General features: G+C 70.3%; 12 protein-coding genes. 6 read left to right on the forward strand and 6 right to left on the reverse strand.

Going from position 1 to position 19,009, the window contains the following annotated elements; translation table 11 throughout:
• Window positions 1-1,200, reverse strand: a complete 1,200-nt coding sequence (locus ACNI14_RS01855; protein ID WP_420518229.1) for a GGDEF domain-containing protein — start codon at window positions 1,198-1,200, stop codon at window positions 1-3.
• 118 nt (window positions 1,201-1,318) lie between these two features.
• Window positions 1,319-2,452: a GGDEF domain-containing protein gene (locus ACNI14_RS01860; protein WP_420518230.1), complete on the reverse strand. Its 1,134-nt coding sequence runs from the start codon at window positions 2,450-2,452 to the stop codon at window positions 1,319-1,321.
• 209 nt (window positions 2,453-2,661) lie between these two features.
• Here ACNI14_RS01860 and pta point away from each other — a divergent pair, with 209 nt between their 5' ends.
• The 3 genes from pta (at window position 2,662) to ACNI14_RS01875 (ending at window position 6,843) form a co-directional block, all read left to right on the forward strand.
• Window positions 2,662-4,749, forward strand: a complete 2,088-nt coding sequence (pta, locus tag ACNI14_RS01865; protein ID WP_420518231.1) for a phosphate acetyltransferase — start codon at window positions 2,662-2,664, stop codon at window positions 4,747-4,749.
• Complete coding sequence (locus ACNI14_RS01870) at window positions 4,746-5,882, forward strand: acetate kinase (protein ID WP_420518232.1); 1,137 nt, start codon at window positions 4,746-4,748, stop codon at window positions 5,880-5,882. The genes pta and ACNI14_RS01870 overlap by 4 nt, the downstream gene beginning before the upstream one ends.
• Before the next feature lie 178 nt (window positions 5,883-6,060).
• On the forward strand, window positions 6,061-6,843 hold the full coding sequence (locus tag ACNI14_RS01875; protein ID WP_420518233.1) for a phosphoketolase family protein: 783 nt from the start codon (window positions 6,061-6,063) through the stop codon (window positions 6,841-6,843).
• Window positions 6,844-6,864: 21 nt separating this feature from the next.
• Here ACNI14_RS01875 and ACNI14_RS01880 read toward each other — a convergent pair whose 3' ends face one another.
• Window positions 6,865-7,491, reverse strand: a complete 627-nt coding sequence (locus ACNI14_RS01880; RefSeq protein WP_420518234.1) for a hypothetical protein — start codon at window positions 7,489-7,491, stop codon at window positions 6,865-6,867.
• 270 nt (window positions 7,492-7,761) lie between these two features.
• Here ACNI14_RS01880 and ACNI14_RS01885 point away from each other — a divergent pair, with 270 nt between their 5' ends.
• Both ACNI14_RS01885 and ACNI14_RS01890 read left to right on the forward strand, forming a co-directional pair.
• Complete coding sequence (locus ACNI14_RS01885) at window positions 7,762-10,464, forward strand: helix-turn-helix transcriptional regulator (RefSeq protein ID WP_420518235.1); 2,703 nt, start codon at window positions 7,762-7,764, stop codon at window positions 10,462-10,464.
• A 3-nt stretch (window positions 10,465-10,467) separates the two neighbouring features.
• Complete coding sequence (locus ACNI14_RS01890) at window positions 10,468-12,333, forward strand: ABC-F family ATP-binding cassette domain-containing protein (protein ID WP_420518236.1); 1,866 nt, start codon at window positions 10,468-10,470, stop codon at window positions 12,331-12,333.
• A gap of 77 nt (window positions 12,334-12,410) precedes the next feature.
• Here the strand turns inward: ACNI14_RS01890 and ACNI14_RS01895 are convergent, their stop codons facing one another.
• Together ACNI14_RS01895 and ACNI14_RS01900 are read right to left on the reverse strand one after the other, a co-directional pair.
• Window positions 12,411-13,583, reverse strand: coding sequence for an ABC transporter permease (locus tag ACNI14_RS01895; protein ID WP_420518425.1), 1,173 nt, complete (start codon window positions 13,581-13,583; stop codon window positions 12,411-12,413).
• Between the two features lie 2 nt (window positions 13,584-13,585).
• Window positions 13,586-14,491, reverse strand: a complete 906-nt coding sequence (locus ACNI14_RS01900) for an ABC transporter ATP-binding protein (RefSeq protein ID WP_420518237.1) — start codon at window positions 14,489-14,491, stop codon at window positions 13,586-13,588.
• A 255-nt stretch (window positions 14,492-14,746) separates the two neighbouring features.
• On the opposite strand from ACNI14_RS01900, the gene ACNI14_RS01905 reads away from it, so the two are divergent.
• Window positions 14,747-17,212, forward strand: coding sequence for a phosphoketolase family protein (locus ACNI14_RS01905; RefSeq protein ID WP_420518238.1), 2,466 nt, complete (start codon window positions 14,747-14,749; stop codon window positions 17,210-17,212).
• Window positions 17,213-17,319: 107 nt separating this feature from the next.
• Here the strand turns inward: ACNI14_RS01905 and ACNI14_RS01910 are convergent, their stop codons facing one another.
• Complete coding sequence (locus ACNI14_RS01910) at window positions 17,320-18,939, reverse strand: HNH endonuclease signature motif containing protein (protein ID WP_420518239.1); 1,620 nt, start codon at window positions 18,937-18,939, stop codon at window positions 17,320-17,322.
• Window positions 18,940-19,009: the final 70 nt, after the last annotated feature.

Genomic DNA, 19,009 nt, shown 5'->3' on the forward strand with positions numbered 1-19,009 from the left:
TCACGAACCCTCGCGGCTCTTGGCCGGCACGAGCGCCCCGTCCGCATCGGCCGGCGCGGCGGCCGTCGCCTCGACGACGGTGACGCGATCACGGCCGCCGGCCTTCGAGGCGTACAGGGCGTCGTCAGCGCGCCGGATCGCGTGGTGGGGACTGCCGTCGTACTCGCCCTCGGTCAGCCCGATCGACACCGTGATCGGGTGCTCGTGGCCCGTGCACGCGACGGCCACGCTTCCGATGGCCCCGCGCACGCGTTCCATCGACACCATCGCGTCGGGAAGCTCCGCATCCGTGATCACGAACACGAACTCCTCTCCGCCCCAACGACCCACCGAGTCCGTGACCCGCAGGCTCGCCTTGAGCCGGTTGCCGATGTCCGCGAGCACGCGGTCGCCGCACGCATGGCCATACCTGTCGTTGATGTCCTTGAAGTGGTCCAGGTCCGCGATCGCGAGGCAGTAGGGCGCCCCGCCCTCCACGGACAGCTGCTCGAGCCTCTCCATCACCGGCCTGCGATTCGCCAGGCCCGTGAGTGCGTCCGTGTTCGCGAGGTACTCGGCGCGGGCGGCGAGCTCGGCCGCGCGCCGGCGCGCGCGCTCGGCGCGGAAGTGGCTGAGGGCCGCGAGGATGAACAGGATGCTGGATATGAGCAGCGCATTGACCGAGAACAAGGCGGTGAGCAGCACCTGAGGCATCTGCACGATCGCGCTCGACGCCGGCAGCAGGAACTGGCACGCGAGGAAGCCGAACAGCGCCACGAACGCCCACACCCACCGCAGCGCGCGCTGAGCCTCGGTGAACACCATGAACACGAGCTGGGCGCCCAGCAGCATGAACAGGTGAAGCCCGGCCTCCCAGCCCACATAGGCGGAGGCCACGACGAGCTGGAGGACCGCGGTCCCCAGGGTGAGCAGGGCGGCGCCGAGCTGGCGCCCCAGACGGGCGAGCAGCACGCACAGCACGTAGATGACGGACACGACGAGGTTGAAGATGATGAGCGGCGCGAACGTCGACAGGTCGTAGGTGATGAAGAACGCCGAATACGACAGCGTGAGCAGGAGCGCGAGCAGCGCGATGCCATGGGTGGTCGACACGGACCGGCCGGGTTCACCGGTGAGCCGTCCGACGCGGCGGTCCAGCAGCCGCTCGACCGCTTCGCTCAGATGTCGGCCCCGTGCACCGCGCGCAGGGTCCCCGCCCATGGATGACCTCCCAATCGACCGCGCACCGCTCCGCAGCCGATCGCCGCTGGCAGCGCGCAAGGTATCCAGCCTACTTCGCCGCGACGGCCGGCTCCAGGGGCGCGGCGGAAACGGCCGCTCAGTCCAGTGCCGGCGTGGCGACGCTGGCGCCCAGCACCCGGTTCCGTCCTGACTCCTTCGCCTCGTACAGCTTCGCATCGGCGAGCCGCAGGGTCTCCTCCTTGCCCGCGTGCTGGCGAGCGTGAGCGACGCCCACGGAGATGGTGACGGGCTCGAGGAAGGCATCGTCGCCGTACTCGTACTCCATGGCCCGGCGCGCGTCCTCCATCACGGCGACGGCGGCGGAGAGCGACATGCCCGGCAGCACCACGAGGAACTCCTCGCCTCCCCAGCGCGCGACGCTGCCCCGGGACCCGACCGCGTCCACGAGCGTCCGCGCGACGTTGGAGAGCACCACGTCCCCCGCGCCGTGACCCAGACGGTCGTTGATGCGCTTGAACCGGTCCAGGTCCGCGAGGGCGAGCGCGTACTCGCCGGAGCGCAGGGCCTCAGACAGGACCGGGGTGATGCCCCGGCGGTTGTACACCTCGGTCAGGGCGTCGATGCGCGCCGCCACCTGCGCCTCCGCGAGCAGCTCGTCGTTGCGCCGCCGTTCCCGCACGAAGTAGTGGTTGTTGAACAGCGCGAGCACGGACACGATCATGACGACCACGATGACGTTCCCTACCGAGGCCCCGGTCAGCCACCCGTCGCTCACCTCCACATCGGGGACCTCGAAGTCCGCCGCGATGTACATGCGCACCAGCACGAGCGCGGCGATGGCGGTGATCGTGGCCGCCACCCGCCACTGCAGAGGGGGAAACATCACGAAGGCGAGTGCGCCCACTGTCAGCAGCGGCAGCGGGAAGCCCGCCTCGGTCGAGAACACCGACGACAGGTAAGCGAACTGGATGATGGGCATCGCGAGACCGATCACCGAGGCGACCACGTAGTGGCGGCGCCGGTTCAGGTCTACGCACACCACCCACCCGCACACCATCGCGAGGTGGGTGAGAGCGGGGACCAGGGTCTGGGGCGGGTGCGCCACGGCGATCGCGACCACCCACGGCAGACACACGGCGGCGCTCATCAGGAAGAATCGGTTGGCGCCCATCACCGACCGCGCGCGCACAGGATCCAGGCCGCTGATGCCCGAGTTCAGAATGATGACGAAGGCGCGTCGCAACGGTCGCCGACCCAGTGTGCCCGTCATGCCCCCGCCTCAGTTCCCGGTTCACGGCAGGCCGGCGCCACGGAGCACCCCCATCGCGTGCGCCGCTGTACCGGCCGCCATCGGTGGATCGAGTGTAGGCGAGGATGCCGACACGCCCGGCAGAAGTGTGGCGTGTTGCATACCGTCATCCCTGGCATGCCGGCAGTCGGGACCTCCGTCGCATGCGTGCGTCGGCCACGCGTGGAAGGATGGAGGGCGTGTCCAAGAGCATCTACATCGCATCCGCCGAGGGCCATACGGGCAAGTCCACGATCGCGCTCGGCATCACTGCGCTGCTCGCGCGCAAGGTGGGCCGGGTAGGAGTGTTCCGGCCCGTCGCCCGCGTGGCGGACGGCTCCGACTACGTACTCGACCTCCTGTTGGGCCACGACGGCGTCGACCTCAGCTACGAGGACAGCGTGGGCGTGACCTACGACGACGTCCACGCGGACCCCGACAAGGCGCTCGCGACCATCGTGGCCCGGTTCCACGAAGTGGCGAAGAAGTGCGATGCCGTCGTGATCGTCGGCACGGACTACACGGACATCTCCGGCGCCGCGGAGTTCGAGTTCAACGCACGGATCGCGGCCAATCTCGGCTCCCCCGTCGCCCTGGTGGTGCATGGGCTGGGCCGCTCTCCCCACGAGATCGCCCAGGTGGTCGAGCAGTCACGCGCCGAACTCGAGGAGCACCACGCGCGGGTCGCGGCAGTCTTCGCGAACCGCTGCGACCTCGAGCATCTCGACGAGGTCCGAGCGGTCCTTCCCGCGGACGTGGGCGTCAGCGCCCTGCCGGAGGAGCCGGTCCTGGTCGCGCCGTTGCTGTCCGCACTCGTGGAGGCGGTGGACGGCACCCTGGTCTCCGGCGACGAGTCGCTGCTGTCGCGCGAGGTGCGCGACGTGATCGTCGGCGCGATGATGCCCGAGCACCTGCTCGAACGACTGCGCGAAGGCGCCGTGGTGATCACTCCGGGCGACCGCTCCGACGCCCTGCTGGCCCTGCTCGCGGCACACGCCGCCGACGGCTTCCCCGCGCTCGCCGGAATCATCCTCAACGGGGGATTCCCCTCCTCCGAGCCCATCCGCCGGCTCGTCGACGGCCTCGGGTCCGCTCTGCCCGTCATCGAGACCGACCTGGGCACCTTCGAGACGGCGCGACGCGCCGGCGCCACTCGCGGCCGCCTCGCCAGGGAGTCGTCGCTCAAGGTCGACACGGCCCTGTCCATGTTCGAGCGCTACGTCGACTCCGATGCGCTGATCGACGTGCTCGACGTGGCCCGCACCGACGTGATCACGCCGCTGATGTTCGAGTACGACCTGCTCGACCGCGCCCGCGCGGCGCGCCGGCACATCGTGCTGCCGGAGGGCTCGGACGACCGGATCCTGCGCGCGGCGTCGACGCTGCTGACCCGCGGCATCGTGGACCTGACCATCCTGGGCGCGGAGTCCACGATCCGCGCGCGCGCCGCGGAGCTCGGCCTGGAGATCGAGGACGCGCGGATCGTCTCGACCGCGGACGAGACGCTGGTGAATCGGTTCGCGGCGAAGTACGCGGACCTGCGCTCGCACAAGGGCGTCACTCTCGAGCAGGCCCACGAAGTCGTGCAGGACGTGAGCTTCTTCGGCACCATGATGGTGCTCGAGGGCCTCGCGGACGGCATGGTGTCGGGAGCGGCGCACACCACCGCACACACCATCACCCCGTCCCTGCAGATCATCAAGACCGCGCCGCACGTGTCGATCGTCTCGTCCGTGTTCCTCATGTGCCTGGCCGACCGGGTGCTGGTCTACGGCGACTGCGCCGTCAACCCGGACCCGACGGCGGAGCAGCTCGCGGACATCGCGATCTCCTCCGCCGAGACCGCGCTCCAGTTCCACATCGAGCCGCGGGTGGCGATGCTGTCCTACTCCACCGGGTCGTCCGGCACGGGCTCCGACGTCGACAAGGTCAGGGAGGCCACGCGGATCGTGCGCGAGCGTCGTCCCGAGCTGCTCGTCGACGGACCCATGCAATACGACGCCGCCGTCGAGCCGTCGGTGGCAGCCAAGAAGGCTCCCGACTCGCCAGTGGCCGGCCGGGCCACCGTGCTGGTCTTCCCGGACCTCAACACCGGCAACAACACCTACAAGGCCGTCCAGCGCTCGGCCGGCGCGGTCGCGATCGGCCCCGTGCTCCAGGGGTTGCGCAAGCCCGTCAACGACCTGTCACGCGGCGCGCTCGTGCAGGACATCGTGAACACGGTCGCGATCACCGCGATCCAGGCGCAGGAGATGGACAGCGAGGAGACAGGCGCGTGAGCGTGAACTACGAGGGGACGGCACTCGTCCTCAACTGCGGCTCGAGCTCGGTCAAGTACCAGGTGGTCGACACCACCGTCGAGGAGCCGCTCGCCAGCGGCCTCGTCGAGCGCGTCACCGATCACTCCGAGGCGATCACCCAGATCATCGAGGCCCTCTCGGCGGCGGGCTCGGGGGTGGACTTGAGCGCGCTCACGGTCGTGGGGCACCGCGTGGTGCAGGGCGGAGCCGAGTTCTCGGCGCCCACCATCATCGACGACGACGTGGAGAGGGAGATCGCCAAGCTCTCGACGCTCGCGCCGCTGCACAACCCGCCCAACCTGGCGGGCATCACGGCGGCCCGGAAGGCCTTCCCTCAGTTGCCGCACGTGGCGATCTTCGACACCGCCTTCCACTCCACGCTGCCGGAGGCCGCGTACACCTACGCGATCGACCGCAGGGTCGCCAAGGAGCACGGCGTGCGGCGGTACGGCTTCCACGGCACGTCCCACAGCTACGTGTCGCACGAGACCGCGCGGCTCATGGGACGCCCGGTCGAGGACCTCTCGCTCATCGTGCTGCACCTCGGCAACGGCGCTTCGGCGGCCGCGATCCAGGGTGGCCGGTCGATCGACACGTCGATGGGGCTGACCCCGCTCGAGGGCCTGGTGATGGGCACGCGATCGGGAGACATCGACCCCGCCGTGACGCTCCACCTGGCACGCACCGCCGGCATGTCCATCGACGAGGTCGACGCGCTGCTGAACCGCCGCTCGGGCATGCTGGGGCTCGCGGGGTACTCGGACATGCGCGACGTGTGGCGCGCCGCGCGCGAGGGTTCGCACGATGCCCGCGTGGGCCTCGACGTCTACTGCCGCCGCATCCGCGGGTACGTGGGCCAGTACTACGCGCAGCTGGGCCACCTCGACGCCGTGGTGTTCACCGCGGGGGTGGGCGAGAACGATGAGGGCGTGCGGAGCGAGTCCCTCGCGGGGCTCTCGGAGCTCGGCATCGAGGTCGATCCCGAGCGCAACGCCGGACGCAAGAAGCAGCCGACCCTCATCAGCACCGACGACTCGCGCGTTCAGGTGTGGGTGGTGCCCACCAACGAGGAGCGCGAGATCGCCCTTCAGTCCGTCGCCGCGGTGACCTGAACCCGGGCCCGGGGGAATCTTCCACAGACCCCAGGCGGGGGTGTGGGGCATCTCACACGCCCGGGTTCGAAAGTTTCATCAGCGCTCCATTAACCTGGCATGACAGCCGCTCACGCCCAGATGGAGCGCCGAGAGATCGATGCCAGTGTGCACGTGCTGACATCGAGACGGAGGACCCTTGATCGACGTCAGCACGTGGACGGCGCACGCGAGCCGCGTACCCTCCGACGACTTCCTCAACGGCATCGACCGGCGCTGGCGCGAGACGCTCGTACAAGAAACCGGGACCTGCGTCTGGTCCCACTCCCCCCTCCATGCGCTCGTGCTGGCGCACGCCGACCGCGCGACTCATCGCCGTCGCCTGCGCACGCTGTTCGTGGGGCACGGCGAGTGCGAGCGCGGAGACGATGGCCACGGCTTCTCACCCATGTCGGACCTGATTCCGCACGACCAGTACTCGCCCGAGACCATCGCGGCTCGCCACACCGGCGTCGAGTCGCCGCTCGCGCAGGCGATGATCGCCGCGAAGCGCGACCCGAACCTGGCCGCCGTCACCGTGTTCACCGAGGAGCAGTTCACGTCGGTCGACTCGTACGACGCCCACTCCACCTCGAGCCTGCAGCCCGAGAGCCACGGGGTCGTGGTCCCCTTCCTCTACGCCTCCGAGGGCGAGTCCGAGGACGACGCGTACGAGCGCGAGGACCTGCTGCGCGCCAACGGCTTCGCGAGCTACACCGTCGACGTCACCGCGATCGAGGACGACCCCACCGGCACGCACCGCGCTCTCGCCCTCGTGATGGAGGACGTGTTCGACGAGATCTCTCAGCTCAAGGCTGACGCGGCGGCCCTGATCCTTACCCAGGACCCGCTCTGGCCGCTCGTCGTCGTGCGCGCCCCACGCTCGTGGGACCCGCTCGCCACCGCATCGGCCGGTCGCGGCCGAGACACGGCCGCCGCCTGACCCCTGGCGCAGGCCGCCAGGCTAGAGCCGGCAGTCCAGGATCTCGTCGGGTACCTCGATGTCGTAGGTGACCGTGACCCCCGGCTCCCCCGTCAGCGAGTCGACCGTGGCGGCCGTCCCGCTCACCCGGCCATCGCCGACGCCCACCTCGGTGGGGTCATCGGTGCCGAACACGCCCTCGGGCCCGGCCCACGAGACGGAGTCGAAGTCCGCCCCGGCGATCTGCTGGACGTAGACATCGATCTGCACCCAGTCTCCGTCGTTGTAGCCCTCGCCAGCGGGGACCTGGCCGCGCCCCGTGAGCTCGAGTTCGATGTCGATCATCTCTTGATCCGCGGGCTCGCATCGACGCAGCTCGTGCAGTTCGTACTCGACGCCGTCGACCACCGCCGTGCCGTATACCGTTCCGGAACCTGCGGCCTGCCCGGCATCCTCCTGCCCGGCATCCTCCTGCTCAGCATCCATCGTGGCTCCCGGATCCGGGTCGGAGGCCTCGGCTGCGGTGGCCGCGGACGACTCCGCCACTTCCGTAGGCGAGGGCGCCGAACCCGCGCCGGGGGCGGGGTCGCTTCCGCACGCCGCCAGCAGCACTGCCGTGACGCCCAGCGCGCCGAGCCTCGCGAGCGGCAGTGAGCGAGGCACGGTCACGACCCGGTCCCGCGGACAGCCAGCGGCGCCGTCACGTGTGGACGCCGATGCGACGGGAAAGCTCCGGCCCCGCGCCGAGGCTGTGCATGACGGCTCGCGCGGAGGCGGTGGATGTGCAGCATGTCATTCGACCTTCCCAGGTAGATGTGCGAATGCGGGGTGACCCGGACCGACGCTATGGTGGCCATTCGAGCGGGGCAATGGGAATAAGTTGGCTATGCCGCGTCACCACCGGCCCCGGACGGGTGACGCGCATGCTGAGGGGCGCCGATGAATCGACCTGCCGTGACTTCTGACGATGCCGCGCGCGTGCTTGCCGCGGTCGACGGCGCCGCCGCCGATGCCTCTGGCGCCGTGCTGCTGACGGGGCCTCACGGCATCGGCAAGTCTCATGTGCTGAGAGAACTCGCGGCGCGTGCGGTCGCGGAGGGCCTCGAGCCCCTGCGCGTCTCCGGCTCCCCGGCGGCCGCCTCGGTCCCACTCGGGGCCTTCGCGAGCGTGCTGCGCGAGAACGAGGGCGCACAGACGCCGAACACCGTCATCGGCACCCTGACCCGCCGGCGGTCCCGTGCGCTGCTGCTCGTCGACGCCGCCGATCTGCTCGACGAGAGCTCGCAGCTCGTGGTGGGCCACCTCGTCCGGTCGGCCGGAATGAGGGCGGTCCTCACCGCGCGCAGCGTGGGAGACTGCCCCGCCGAGCTGAGGAGCCTGTACGACGCGGGCCTGATGGCGGAGGTGGTGGTCGAGGGGCTGGCCGACGGCCCGCTCAGCGAGGCCATCGCATCGTGGCTCGGCGGCCCGGTCACGCCGGGCACGCTGCGGGCCGTGCTCGGCGCCGCGGACGGCAATCCCCTCGTCGCGCGCGAGCTCGTCGCCGGCACGGTGGCGTCCGGCTCCCTCCGCGAGACCCCTCACGGCTGGGAACTCGACGGCCCGATCGCGGCCACGCCGCGGCTGTCACAGCTGATCGGCGCCCACCTCGACGCCCTGGGACCCGACGAGCTCGACGCGGCCGCAGTGGTCGCCCTGGCAGGATCGCTGCCGGAGTCCGCAGTCCCGGATGCGCACCGCCGGCCGCTGCTGCGCGCGGGCATCGTCACTCAGGATGGCGACGGCTGGATCCGTTCGAGCCAGCCGCTGCTTGCCGAGGCGGTCCGGGCACGCATGGTCGACGCCCACTGGCGCGACCTTGCGCGCGACGCCGTCGCCGCCCTCGACCGGGCGGGGACGGACTGGCCCGAGCGCGCCCGCGAGGTCACGAGGCGCGGGTCGGTGATCGCGCTCGAGCACGGGCTTCCGCTCGACCAGGCGCGCTGCCTCGACCTGGCGGCGCACGCGCTCGGGGCGGGAGACCCAGCGCTCGCACTGCGAGCCGCCGATGCGGCCGCGGACTCCGCCGTTCACCGCACCGGGACGCGCCTCGGGCAGGCGACGGATGCGGGCGCACCGGCCGGCCCCCCGGCGGCCAACGCCCCGGCGGGCGACGCCGCCGCCCCCGATGTGCAGGCGCTGAGGCTGCGCGGCCTGGCGGCGTCCGCCTTGGGTCGGGCGGACGATGCCGAAGCTGATCTGCGCGGCGCCCTTGCCGCCAGCACCACGGACCCCGAGATCACCGCATCGGCGCTGGGCTTGGCGGGCCACCTCGGGCTGGCGGCGCGCGACGCTCCCGCCGCGCTGTCCGTGCTCGCGGCGGCGCAGGAGAGGGTGACCGACGCCGAGTCGCGCGGCCACCTCGAGCGGGCAGCGGTCAGGTGGGCGTCGGTGGCGGGCGCGGGCGGGGCCGAGGCGGCCGCTCCCGGCGAGGTCACCGAGGCCGAGGCCGCGATGGGGCTCGCCACGATGGCGACGGCCGCCGTCATCTCGGGTCCGCTCAGCCACGCCGATGCGCTCGTGCGGCGGTTTCGGGCGCTCCCGCCATCCGTGGTCGCCGAGGCGCCCGCGGCGGCCGCGCTCACCGAGCTCGCCTCCATCATGGCGCTGTCGTACTCGGGAGACGTGCGCGCCACTCGCGCCCGCCTCACCGCGCAGATCGACCTCTCGGTTCGCCACGCCCCCGAGACGAGCGGGGCGTGGGAGTACGCGCTGGGGATCGTCGAGCTGTTCGCCGCCGACGCGGGCGATGCGCACCAGCGCGCTTGCGACGCGGTGCAGCACCTGTCGTGGCGCGACCCCATGGGCCTGCTGCCTGCGGCGAGCGCGCTTCGCGGGGCCGCCGCCGCGGGTGCGGGCCTCGATCTCGAAGCCGCCGAGGCCTGGCGGGAGGTCCCGGACGAAGCCGCGACCGACCCCAAGGTCGCGGTGCTACGCCATTGGGCGGAGGCCTGGGGTGCCGCGGCGGAACGCCGCCGCACCGAGGCCGGGGAGCGACTGCGCGAGGGCGCGCAGGCGATGATGGCCGCCCAGCACACGTACTTCGCGGGCAAGCTCGCCCACTGCGCGATCCGGCTGAGCGGACGGGATGACGAGGCGCTGAGCGTGCTCGCCGAGGCGCACACGCTGGCCGGCGGCGGCCTGCTGACGGTGATGCTCGAGCACGGTCAGGCGTCGAGCGCCGGCGACGCATCGCGGCTCGACGCGATCGCCGAGGACATGGTGGAACTGGGCGCAGTGGTATCGGCGGCGGACACGTGGCTCGCCCTCACCCAGCAGCGCGAGCGGTTCGGCGCGAGCGAGCTGGACGCCCGGCGGTGGCAGGTGAAGGCGAGCGCGCTGCGCGCCGAGCACCCGTCGATGGCGCTGTGGCAGCACGAGCAGTCGGCCACGGGCGCGCTGCTGAGCAAGCGCGAGTACGAGGTGGCGTCGCTCGCGGCCCAGCGCCTCAGCGCCAAGGAGATCGCGGCGGTGGGCGGCGTCTCGCCCCACACCGTCACCAACCAGCTCAGCTCCGCCTTCCGCAAGCTCGGGGTGTCGAGCCGTACGGAACTGCGCGAGGTATGGGCGGAGAACGGGCGGCGCGACCGCGACTACCCTTGACGAGTGGCTCACCTACTCGGCGCTCAGGCGCTTCACGTCGACTTCGGGACCGGCACGGTGCTCGACTCCGTGACCGTGGGTCTCGACGACGGCGACCGGATCGGCATCGTCGGCTCCAACGGCGCCGGCAAGTCCTCCCTCATGAAGATCCTCGCAGGCAGGCTCGAGCCGCACGATGGGATCGTCACCACCTCGCGCGGCACGCGCATCGGCGTCCTGGACCAGTCGGACCACGTGGACCCCGAGATCACGGTCGCGCAGGCGATCGTCGGCGACGCCGACGAGCACGAGTGGGCCTCCGACCCGCGCATCCGCGACGTCATGGCAGGGCTCGTGCCCGACCTCGCGGCCGATGCGGTCGTGGGCACCCTCTCCGGCGGCCAGCAGCGACGGGTCGCCTTGGCGCACGTGCTCGTCGACGACCACGACGTGGTGTTCCTGGACGAGCCCACGAACCACCTCGACGTCGACGGCGTCGCGTGGCTCGCGGAGCACCTGGGCCGTCGTTGGGCGCGCGGCCGCGGGGCGCTCGCGGTGGTCACTCACGACCGCTGGTTCCTCGACGCGGTCACCACCCGCACGTGGGAGGTGCATGACGGCGAGGTCGAGGTCTACGAGGGCGGATACGCCGCGTACATCCTGCAGCGAGTCGAGCGGGACCGCATCGCCTCGGCGACCGAGTCCAAGCGCCAGAACCTGCTGCGCAAGGAGCTCGCGTGGCTGCGGCGCGGGGCCCCGGCGCGCACCAGCAAGCCCAAGTTCCGCATCGACGCCGCAAACGAGCTGATCGCGGACGTGCCCCCCATCCGCGACTCGATCAAGCTCAACCGCATGGCCGCCTCCCGGCTGGGCAAGGACGTCGTCGAGCTGGTCCGCTGCACCGTCCGCTACCCCGCGAACGACGGCAGTGCCGACGCGGACGGCACCGGCGGCGGAGAGGTCGAGGTCCTCACCGAGATCGACTGGAACATCGGCCCCGGCGAGCGCACCGGCATCCTGGGCGAGAACGGCGCGGGCAAGTCGACCCTGCTGAAGCTCATCACGGGCGACCTCGAGCCCACGTCGGGCCGGGTCAAGACGGGCACCACGGTCAAGGTCGCGACGCTCTCGCAGCAGCTCGCGGAACTCGAGGAGCACGCGGGCGAGCGCGTCTCGGCGGTCGTCAAGCGCTTCTCCTCCGTGTCTCTCGCGGACGGCAACGAGATGACGCCCACGCAGCTGCTCGAGCGGCTGGGGTTCACTCCGGTCCAGCTGAAGACCCAGGTGGGACGCCTGTCGGGCGGACAGCGCCGCCGCCTGCAGCTGCTGCTCGTGCTCCTGACGGAGCCCAACGTGCTGGTGCTCGACGAGCCCACCAACGACCTCGACACCGACATCCTCGCGGCGATGGAGGACCTGCTCGACTCGTGGCCCGGCACCCTCATCGTGGTCAGCCACGATCGCTACCTCATGGAGCGCGTCACGGACCAGCAGTACGCGGTCATGGACGGCGCGCTGCGCCACCTGCCGGGCGGAGTCGACGAGTACGTCGAGCTGTCCCGTGAGCGCCGTGCCAAGACGGGCGGGGTGGGCTCCTTCGGAGGCCAGACCTCGGCGACGGGCTCCGGAGGCCCGGCCCCGGCATCGGCCGCAGGTCCCTCGCTGGATGGCGCCGAAAGGCGCGCGCTCGAGAAGGAGCTCTCTGCCGCGGAGCGGCGCCTGGGCAAGCTGATGCGCGAGGACAAGGACATCCACGCGACGATGGCCGATCACGACCAGGCCGACTTCGAGGGACTCGCGAAGCTCACTGAACGGCTGCGCAAGAACGCCGCGGAGACGTCCGCTCTCGAGGAGCGCTGGCTCGAGCTGGGCGACCGGCTCGGGAAGTAAGGCCACTCACTTTCTTTCCGGCGCCACGGAGGCTCCGGCCCGCCGCGCAGCCCGCAGAGCCGCCAGCCGCCCCTGCCCTACCCGCGGCGCAGGGCCTCTCGCAGCTTCATCCGTCCGCCGGTGTTGAGCACCGCCCCGGCGTACACGCGCCCGGCCAGCCACGTCAGCACCGGGATCAGGATCACGCACAGGCCCACGGCGAGCGCGATCTCCCAGGTCTCGATGGCGCCGAAGGCCGAGCGCATGGGCACCATGAACGGCGCGAAGAACGGCACCTGGGTCAGCACCATCGTGACGGTGCCGTCCGGGCTGCTGGGAACCAGGTAGATCGCCAGGTACAGCGGCACCATGAGCAGCAGGATCATGGGGGTCGATATCGACCCGATGTCCTCTTGACGCGAGACCAGCGCCGCGAGGCCGCCGAACAGGATCGTGAACAGGGCGAAGCCCAGCACGAACCACACGCCGAAGTTCACGAGCAGCTGCCCCACGCCCACGTCGAGGGCGCCCAGGAACTCGAGGTGCCAGGCCGCGAACAGCAGCGGAAGCACCATGGTGGCGGCCTGAGCCAGCGAGTACATCCCCACGCCCAGGATCTTGCCGCCCAGCAGCGTCGAGGGGCGCACGGTGGCGAGCAGGATCTCCACCACGCGCGAGGACTTCTCCTCGACCACGCCCATCATGATGACGGAGGCGCTCTGGACCAGCACGAAGAACAGCACGAAGACCACGGCGAGCCCGGAGAAGAACGCCCCCGGCTCGAACTCGCCGTCGTCGTCGCCGAGCATGGTGATCGACGGGACGGCCTGGGCGAGCGCCTGGTTCACGGCCGCGGGGTCGCCGCCGAGGCCGGTCACCTGCGCGTCGAGCACGGCCGCCTGGGTCGCGGCGGTCAGGACGGACATCAGCGATTCCTGCATGCCGTCGACGAACAGCTCGGGCGAGTCGACCGGCCCCACGATGAGCCCGGTCGAGTCCTCGGTGAGCGCGGGCTCGGCGGGTGCGTCGACCTCTTCGAACACGGCGTTGAAGTCCTGGGCGGCCGCCGCGGCCTCGAGATGCGGGACCAGCTCTCCTGCGGTCGCGGAGTCCACCTCGACCACGTCGGGATCGTCGTCGCCGCCCACGATGAACGGCTTGAGGATGAGCGCGGCGGCGACGATGATGACGATCATCAGGCTCGACGAGATCAGGTTCGCCTTGGACAGGGTGCGGGTGCGGAACTCGCGCTTGGCGATCAGCCACAGCATGCTCACGCCACCTCCTCGGGGGCACTCACGACGTCTCGGAACAGGTCGGTCAGGGTGGGTCGCACGGGCGTGAAATCCGTCACCGCGCCAGCCTGGACGGCCGATGCGAGCACGGCCTGGGCGGCAGCGGTCGAGTCGGCCTCGACGAGCCAGCGGCCGGGACCGGACTCGCTGAGCCTCGTCCCGGGAGGCGCCACGGGCGGACCGCTCGCGCCGTCGAGCCCGAGGGTCCACTGGCGGGATTCGGTGGCGCGCAGGTCATCGATCGCGCCGGAGGCCACCATGGATCCGCGGGCGACGATGCCCACGCGGTCGCTGAGCCGCTCCACCAGCTCGAGCTGATGCGAGGAGAAGATCACGGGCACTCCCCGTTCCGCCTGGCCGCGCAGCACCTCGCTCATCACGTCCACGGCCACGGGGTCGAGGCCGGAGAACGGCTCGTCGAGCACCAGGATGTCGGGCTCGTGCACGAGCGCGGAGGCGAGCTGCACGCGCTGCTGGTTGCCCAACGACAGCTTGTCGACCTCGTCACCGCGGCGCCCGTCCACTCCCAGCACCTCGGTCCAGTGCTCCATCGCGGCGATCGCGCGCTCACGGCTGAGCCCGTGCAGGCGGGCCAGGTAGGTGAGCTGGTCGCCGACCTTCATGCGGGGGTAGAGGCCGCGCTCCTCGGGCATGTAGCCGATTCGCCTGCGCACGGCCACGTCGACGGGAGCACCCTTCCAGCGCACCTCGCCGCCGTCGCCCCGAAGCACCCCCAGGATGATGCGCATCGTGGTGGTCTTGCCGGCCCCGTTGGAGCCCACGAATCCGAAGATCTCCCCGGCGGGAACGTCGAACGACACCTCGTTCAGCGCACGCAGGTCGCCGTAGTACTTGGAGAGTCGGTCGATCTCCAGTGCGGTCACTCGTGCTCCTTGGGTGGTAGGTGAGGGCGCATCCACCTTAGACGAGACGGTCGGCTCCGTGGTGGCGCCGTCGTAGCTCTGTGGCGGCTCCGCGGCGGCTCCGTGGTGGCGCCGTCGTGGCTCTGTGGCGGCTCCGCGGCGGCTCCCTGACGGCTGCCGCAGGTGAACGTCGCGCAACGTAGGACCTTTGACCGCGCGCACCACGCGGCCCAGTGCAATGCTGGGGGCATCAGACACGCAAACGGAGGTCCAACGATGAGTCATCACGCCTGGCAGGAACGCACGAGCGACGCGGCTTCGACCGAGGAGATCGGCGCCATCGACCGCTGGTGGAGGGCCACCAACTACTTGAGCGTGGGACAGATCTACCTGCTGGACAACCCGCTGCTGCGCGAGCCCCTGCACCGCGACCACGTGAAGCCGCGCCTTGTGGGGCACTGGGGCACCACCCCGGGCCTGAACTTCCTGTACGCGCACCTCAACCGCATGATCAAGGCACGCCAGCAGCCCACGATGTACATCATCGGCCCGGGACACGGCGGCCCGGGGCTGGTCGCCTCGAGCTTCCTGGACGGCACCTACACCGAGACCTACCCCGACATCTCGTACGACCACGCCGGCGTCAAGCGGCTGTTCAAGCAGTTCTCGTTCCCGGGCGGCATCCCCTCCCACGTGGCGCCCGAGACTCCGGGGTCGATCCACGAGGGCGGTGAACTGGGATACGCGCTCAGTCACGCCTATGGCGCCGCGTTCGACAACCCCGACCTGCTGGTCGCCACGATCGTGGGCGACGGCGAGGCCGAGACCGGGCCCCTGGCCACATCCTGGCACTCCAACAAGTTCATCAATCCCGCCACGGATGGCGTGGTGCTGCCGATCCTGCACCTCAACGGCTACAAGATCGCCAACCCGACGGTGCTCGCGCGCATCGGCGACGACGAGCTCGACGCGCTCATGCGCGGCTACGGTCACAAGCCGCACGTGTTCACGGCCGGATTCGACGAGGAGTCCCACGAGTCGATCCACGCGAGGTTCGCCGCGACGTTGGACGACGTCATGGACGAGATCGCCGCGATCAAGGCGCAGGCTGCCGAGGACCCGGACATGGATCGCCCGATGTGGCCCATGATCGTCTTCCGCACCCCCAAGGGCTGGACCTGCCCCGACTCGATCGACGGACAGGTCACCGAGGGTTCGTGGCGCTCGCACCAGGTGCCGCTGTCGAACGCCCGCGACACGGACGCGCACCTGAGCACCCTGGAGGGCTGGCTGAAGTCCTACGGGCCGGACGAGCTGTTCGACGAGTCCGGAGCTCCGCTGCCCTCCACCAGCGAGATCGCGCCGGAGGGCGAGTTGCGCATGTCGGCGCGTCCCGAGTCCAACGGCGGCCTGGTGCTGCGGGACCTCAAGATGCCCGACTTCCGAGACTTCGCGGTCGACGTCCCGAATCCGGGGGCCGGCCCGGCCGAGGCCACCAAGCAGCTGGGGATGTTCCTCAAGGCAATCATCGAGAAGAACCCGGACAACTTCCGGATCTTCGCGCCCGACGAGCTCGCCTCGAACCGCCTGCAGTCGGTGCTCGAGGTGACAGACAAGGTGTGGAACGCCCGCCGCGAGGATGACGACGGTGCGCACACCGCGTCGTCGGGCCGCGTGATCGAGATGCTGTCCGAGCACCAGTGCCAGGGCTGGCTCGAGGGCTACACGCTCACCGGCCGCCACGGCCTGTTCACCTCGTACGAGGCCTTCATCCACATCGTCGACTCGATGTTCAACCAGCACGCCAAGTGGCTCAAGACGGCGAACGAGCTGCCGTGGCGCCGGCCCATCGGCTCGCTGAACTACCTGCTGTCGAGCCACGTGTGGCGCCAGGACCACAACGGCTTCTCGCACCAGGACCCGGGGTTCATCGACCACGTGGTCAACAAGAAGGCCGAGGTGGTCCGCGTCTACCTGCCCGCCGACGCCAACACCCTGCTCAGCACCTACGACCACTGCCTGCGCTCGCGCGACTACGTCAACGTGGTCATCGCGGGCAAGCAGCCTCAGGCCCAGTGGCTGACCATGGACCAGGCCATCGACCACTGCACGAGGGGCCTCGGCATCTGGGAGTTCGCGTCGAACGTTCCGCTCGGCGAGGAGCCGGACGTGGTGATGGCCGCCGCGGGCGACGTTCCCACCATCGAGATCCTCGCGGCGATCGACATCATCCGCCAGGAGCTCCCGGAGCTCAAGGTGCGCATGATCAACGTCGTCGACCTCATGCGGCTGCAGCCGGAGGAGGAGCACCCGCACGGCATGACGGACCGCGCCTTCGACCAGCTGTTCACCACCACCAAGCCGGTGATCTTCAACTACCACGGCTACCCGTGGCTGATCCACCGCCTCACCTACCGCCGCAACGGCCACGCCAACCTCCACGTGCGCGGATACAAGGAGGAGGGCACCACCACCACGCCCTTCGACATGGCGATGCTCAACGACATCGACCGCTATCACCTGGTGATGGACGTGATCGATCGCGTGCCGGGGCTCGGCACTCGCGCGGCCTCGCTGCGTCAGGACCTCTTCGACCGCCGACTGGCCGCACGCCGCCACGCACGCGAGCACGGCGTGGACCTTCCCGAGGTCGCCAACTGGACCTGGCCCGACGCCGATGAGGAGAGCAAGCGAGCCATGGCCGCGGCCAGTTCCACTGGGGGCGACAACGAGAACGACTAGCGTCTCCCGCACCACCTGAACGCTCCGCGCATCGGCGGATGCTGTATGGCATCCGGCCGATGCGCGCGCGGCTTCCCAGCGCGCGACACCTCCCGCCGTCAGAGCCGCTAGAGCAGCAGGATTTCGGGCTCTGACTCTGGCTCTGGCTCTGGCTCTGGCTCTAGTGCTTGCTTCCGCGCGGGCTCTGGCTCTGGACCTGGCGCCGGCTCGGGCTGGGCCTCCGGTGGCGGCGCGCCCGCTGCAGCGGCGTCGAGTTCGCGTTTTTCTTGGTCGGTGATGCCGAATCTGGCACGGCCGCCCAGTCTCGGTTGTCGCGTGGGGTCGATGGATGCGGGTGGGGTGAACCAGACGTGTTCGTTGGTGGCGTTGATGTCCCAGGTGCCCCACTTATCGCGATGGATGGTGTGGTGGCAGGCCACGCAGAGCATCACGCCGTTGGATAGGTCGGTGGGGCCTTGGTCTCTGTCCCACCACTTGATGTGGTGGGCCTCACAGTGGCTCGGCGGAGCCCCGCACATTGCGCACCCGCCGTCGCGCTCGACGAGGGCGACGCATTGGGCGGGGCTGAAGCGTCGCTTCTCACGCCCCACGTCCAACTTCTGGCCGTCACCACCGAGCACGAGGGGCACGTACTCGGCGTCGACCGCCATCTGGCGCAGCTCAGACACGGACATCGCACCCGCTGCCCCGTCCACGCTGACCGCGGTGTCACCGCAGTTCTCCAGCAGCTGGTCCAACGTCATCCGCACGTACACCTTGGTGGTTGCGTGGGCGATGGGAGCCTGGTCGCAGCCGAGCATGTGACGGGCGAACGTGGCGAGCGCGTCGGCACGGATCTGACCGGGCAGGCGGTTGTCGTCGGCGAGCGGGTCCCCGTCACGACGACGACGCAGCGTCGCCTTCACGACCGACTCCAAGGCCGCCCGAATCGGTGCTGCGGTCACCGGATCCAGAATCCCAGAAATCCGTACAGCACCGTCGGTTTCGTCCTTGATCACGAGGTATCGCCCTTTGGCGAGGCGTCGTTGCCTCTCCTCGGCGTCCTTCTCGACTAGACCGTCACGCCACCGCATCACGATGGGGGCGAACTGTTCCGCACTCAATCCCGGGGCACGCTCGACCAACTTCCGCTCCGCAAGCGCAAGCTGGTCCCGTGATGCAGCGTCAGACACCGAATCCAGCATCCGGGTGATCTGCGCCGCGTGATCCACACTGATCCGCCCCACCCCAAGCGCCTCAGCGACAACGGGGTAGGTGGGCTCCTCCGCCTCCGGCGCCGCGAGATCCGACTCGGCAGCTTCCTTCTCGCGGCGCTTCTGCTCCTCGGCCTCAGCCATCGCACGCCCGGCACGGATCAACCGGTCCGCCTCACGCCTGGACCCACCAGTCGCCGCAGCGATCTGCTTGGTCGGCTCAGAGAACCCCTGCTTGCGCGCCAAGCCCGTCGACCCCAACTCCGGTGCAGACAGCCGAGCGATCTCCGCGCACGCGGCGGCCAACACCAGATCCGCTTCCCTCTTCACATCCGTCGCGCCCGCCTGCACCGCCAACGCAGCCTTCTCCGACAGGGCCCGGCCCGCCATCAACTCACGAGCCGCACCCAACGCCACCCGCGCCTGCTGAAGGGCATCCACCAACCCAGCCGGCGCATCGGCCGACTGCGGTGAAGACTGCCCATTCGAGGTCATGAACCAAGTCAACCAACACCCTCTGACATTCCAAAACACCTGGCAGATAACTGTGGAAAGACAAAGGGCGCCCCCACCTGGGGACGGCCCGCAAGCAGTCGCAGTTCGC

The organism is Demequina pilifera, assembly GCF_048814985.1.
Classification (GTDB): domain Bacteria; phylum Actinomycetota; class Actinomycetes; order Actinomycetales; family Demequinaceae; genus Demequina.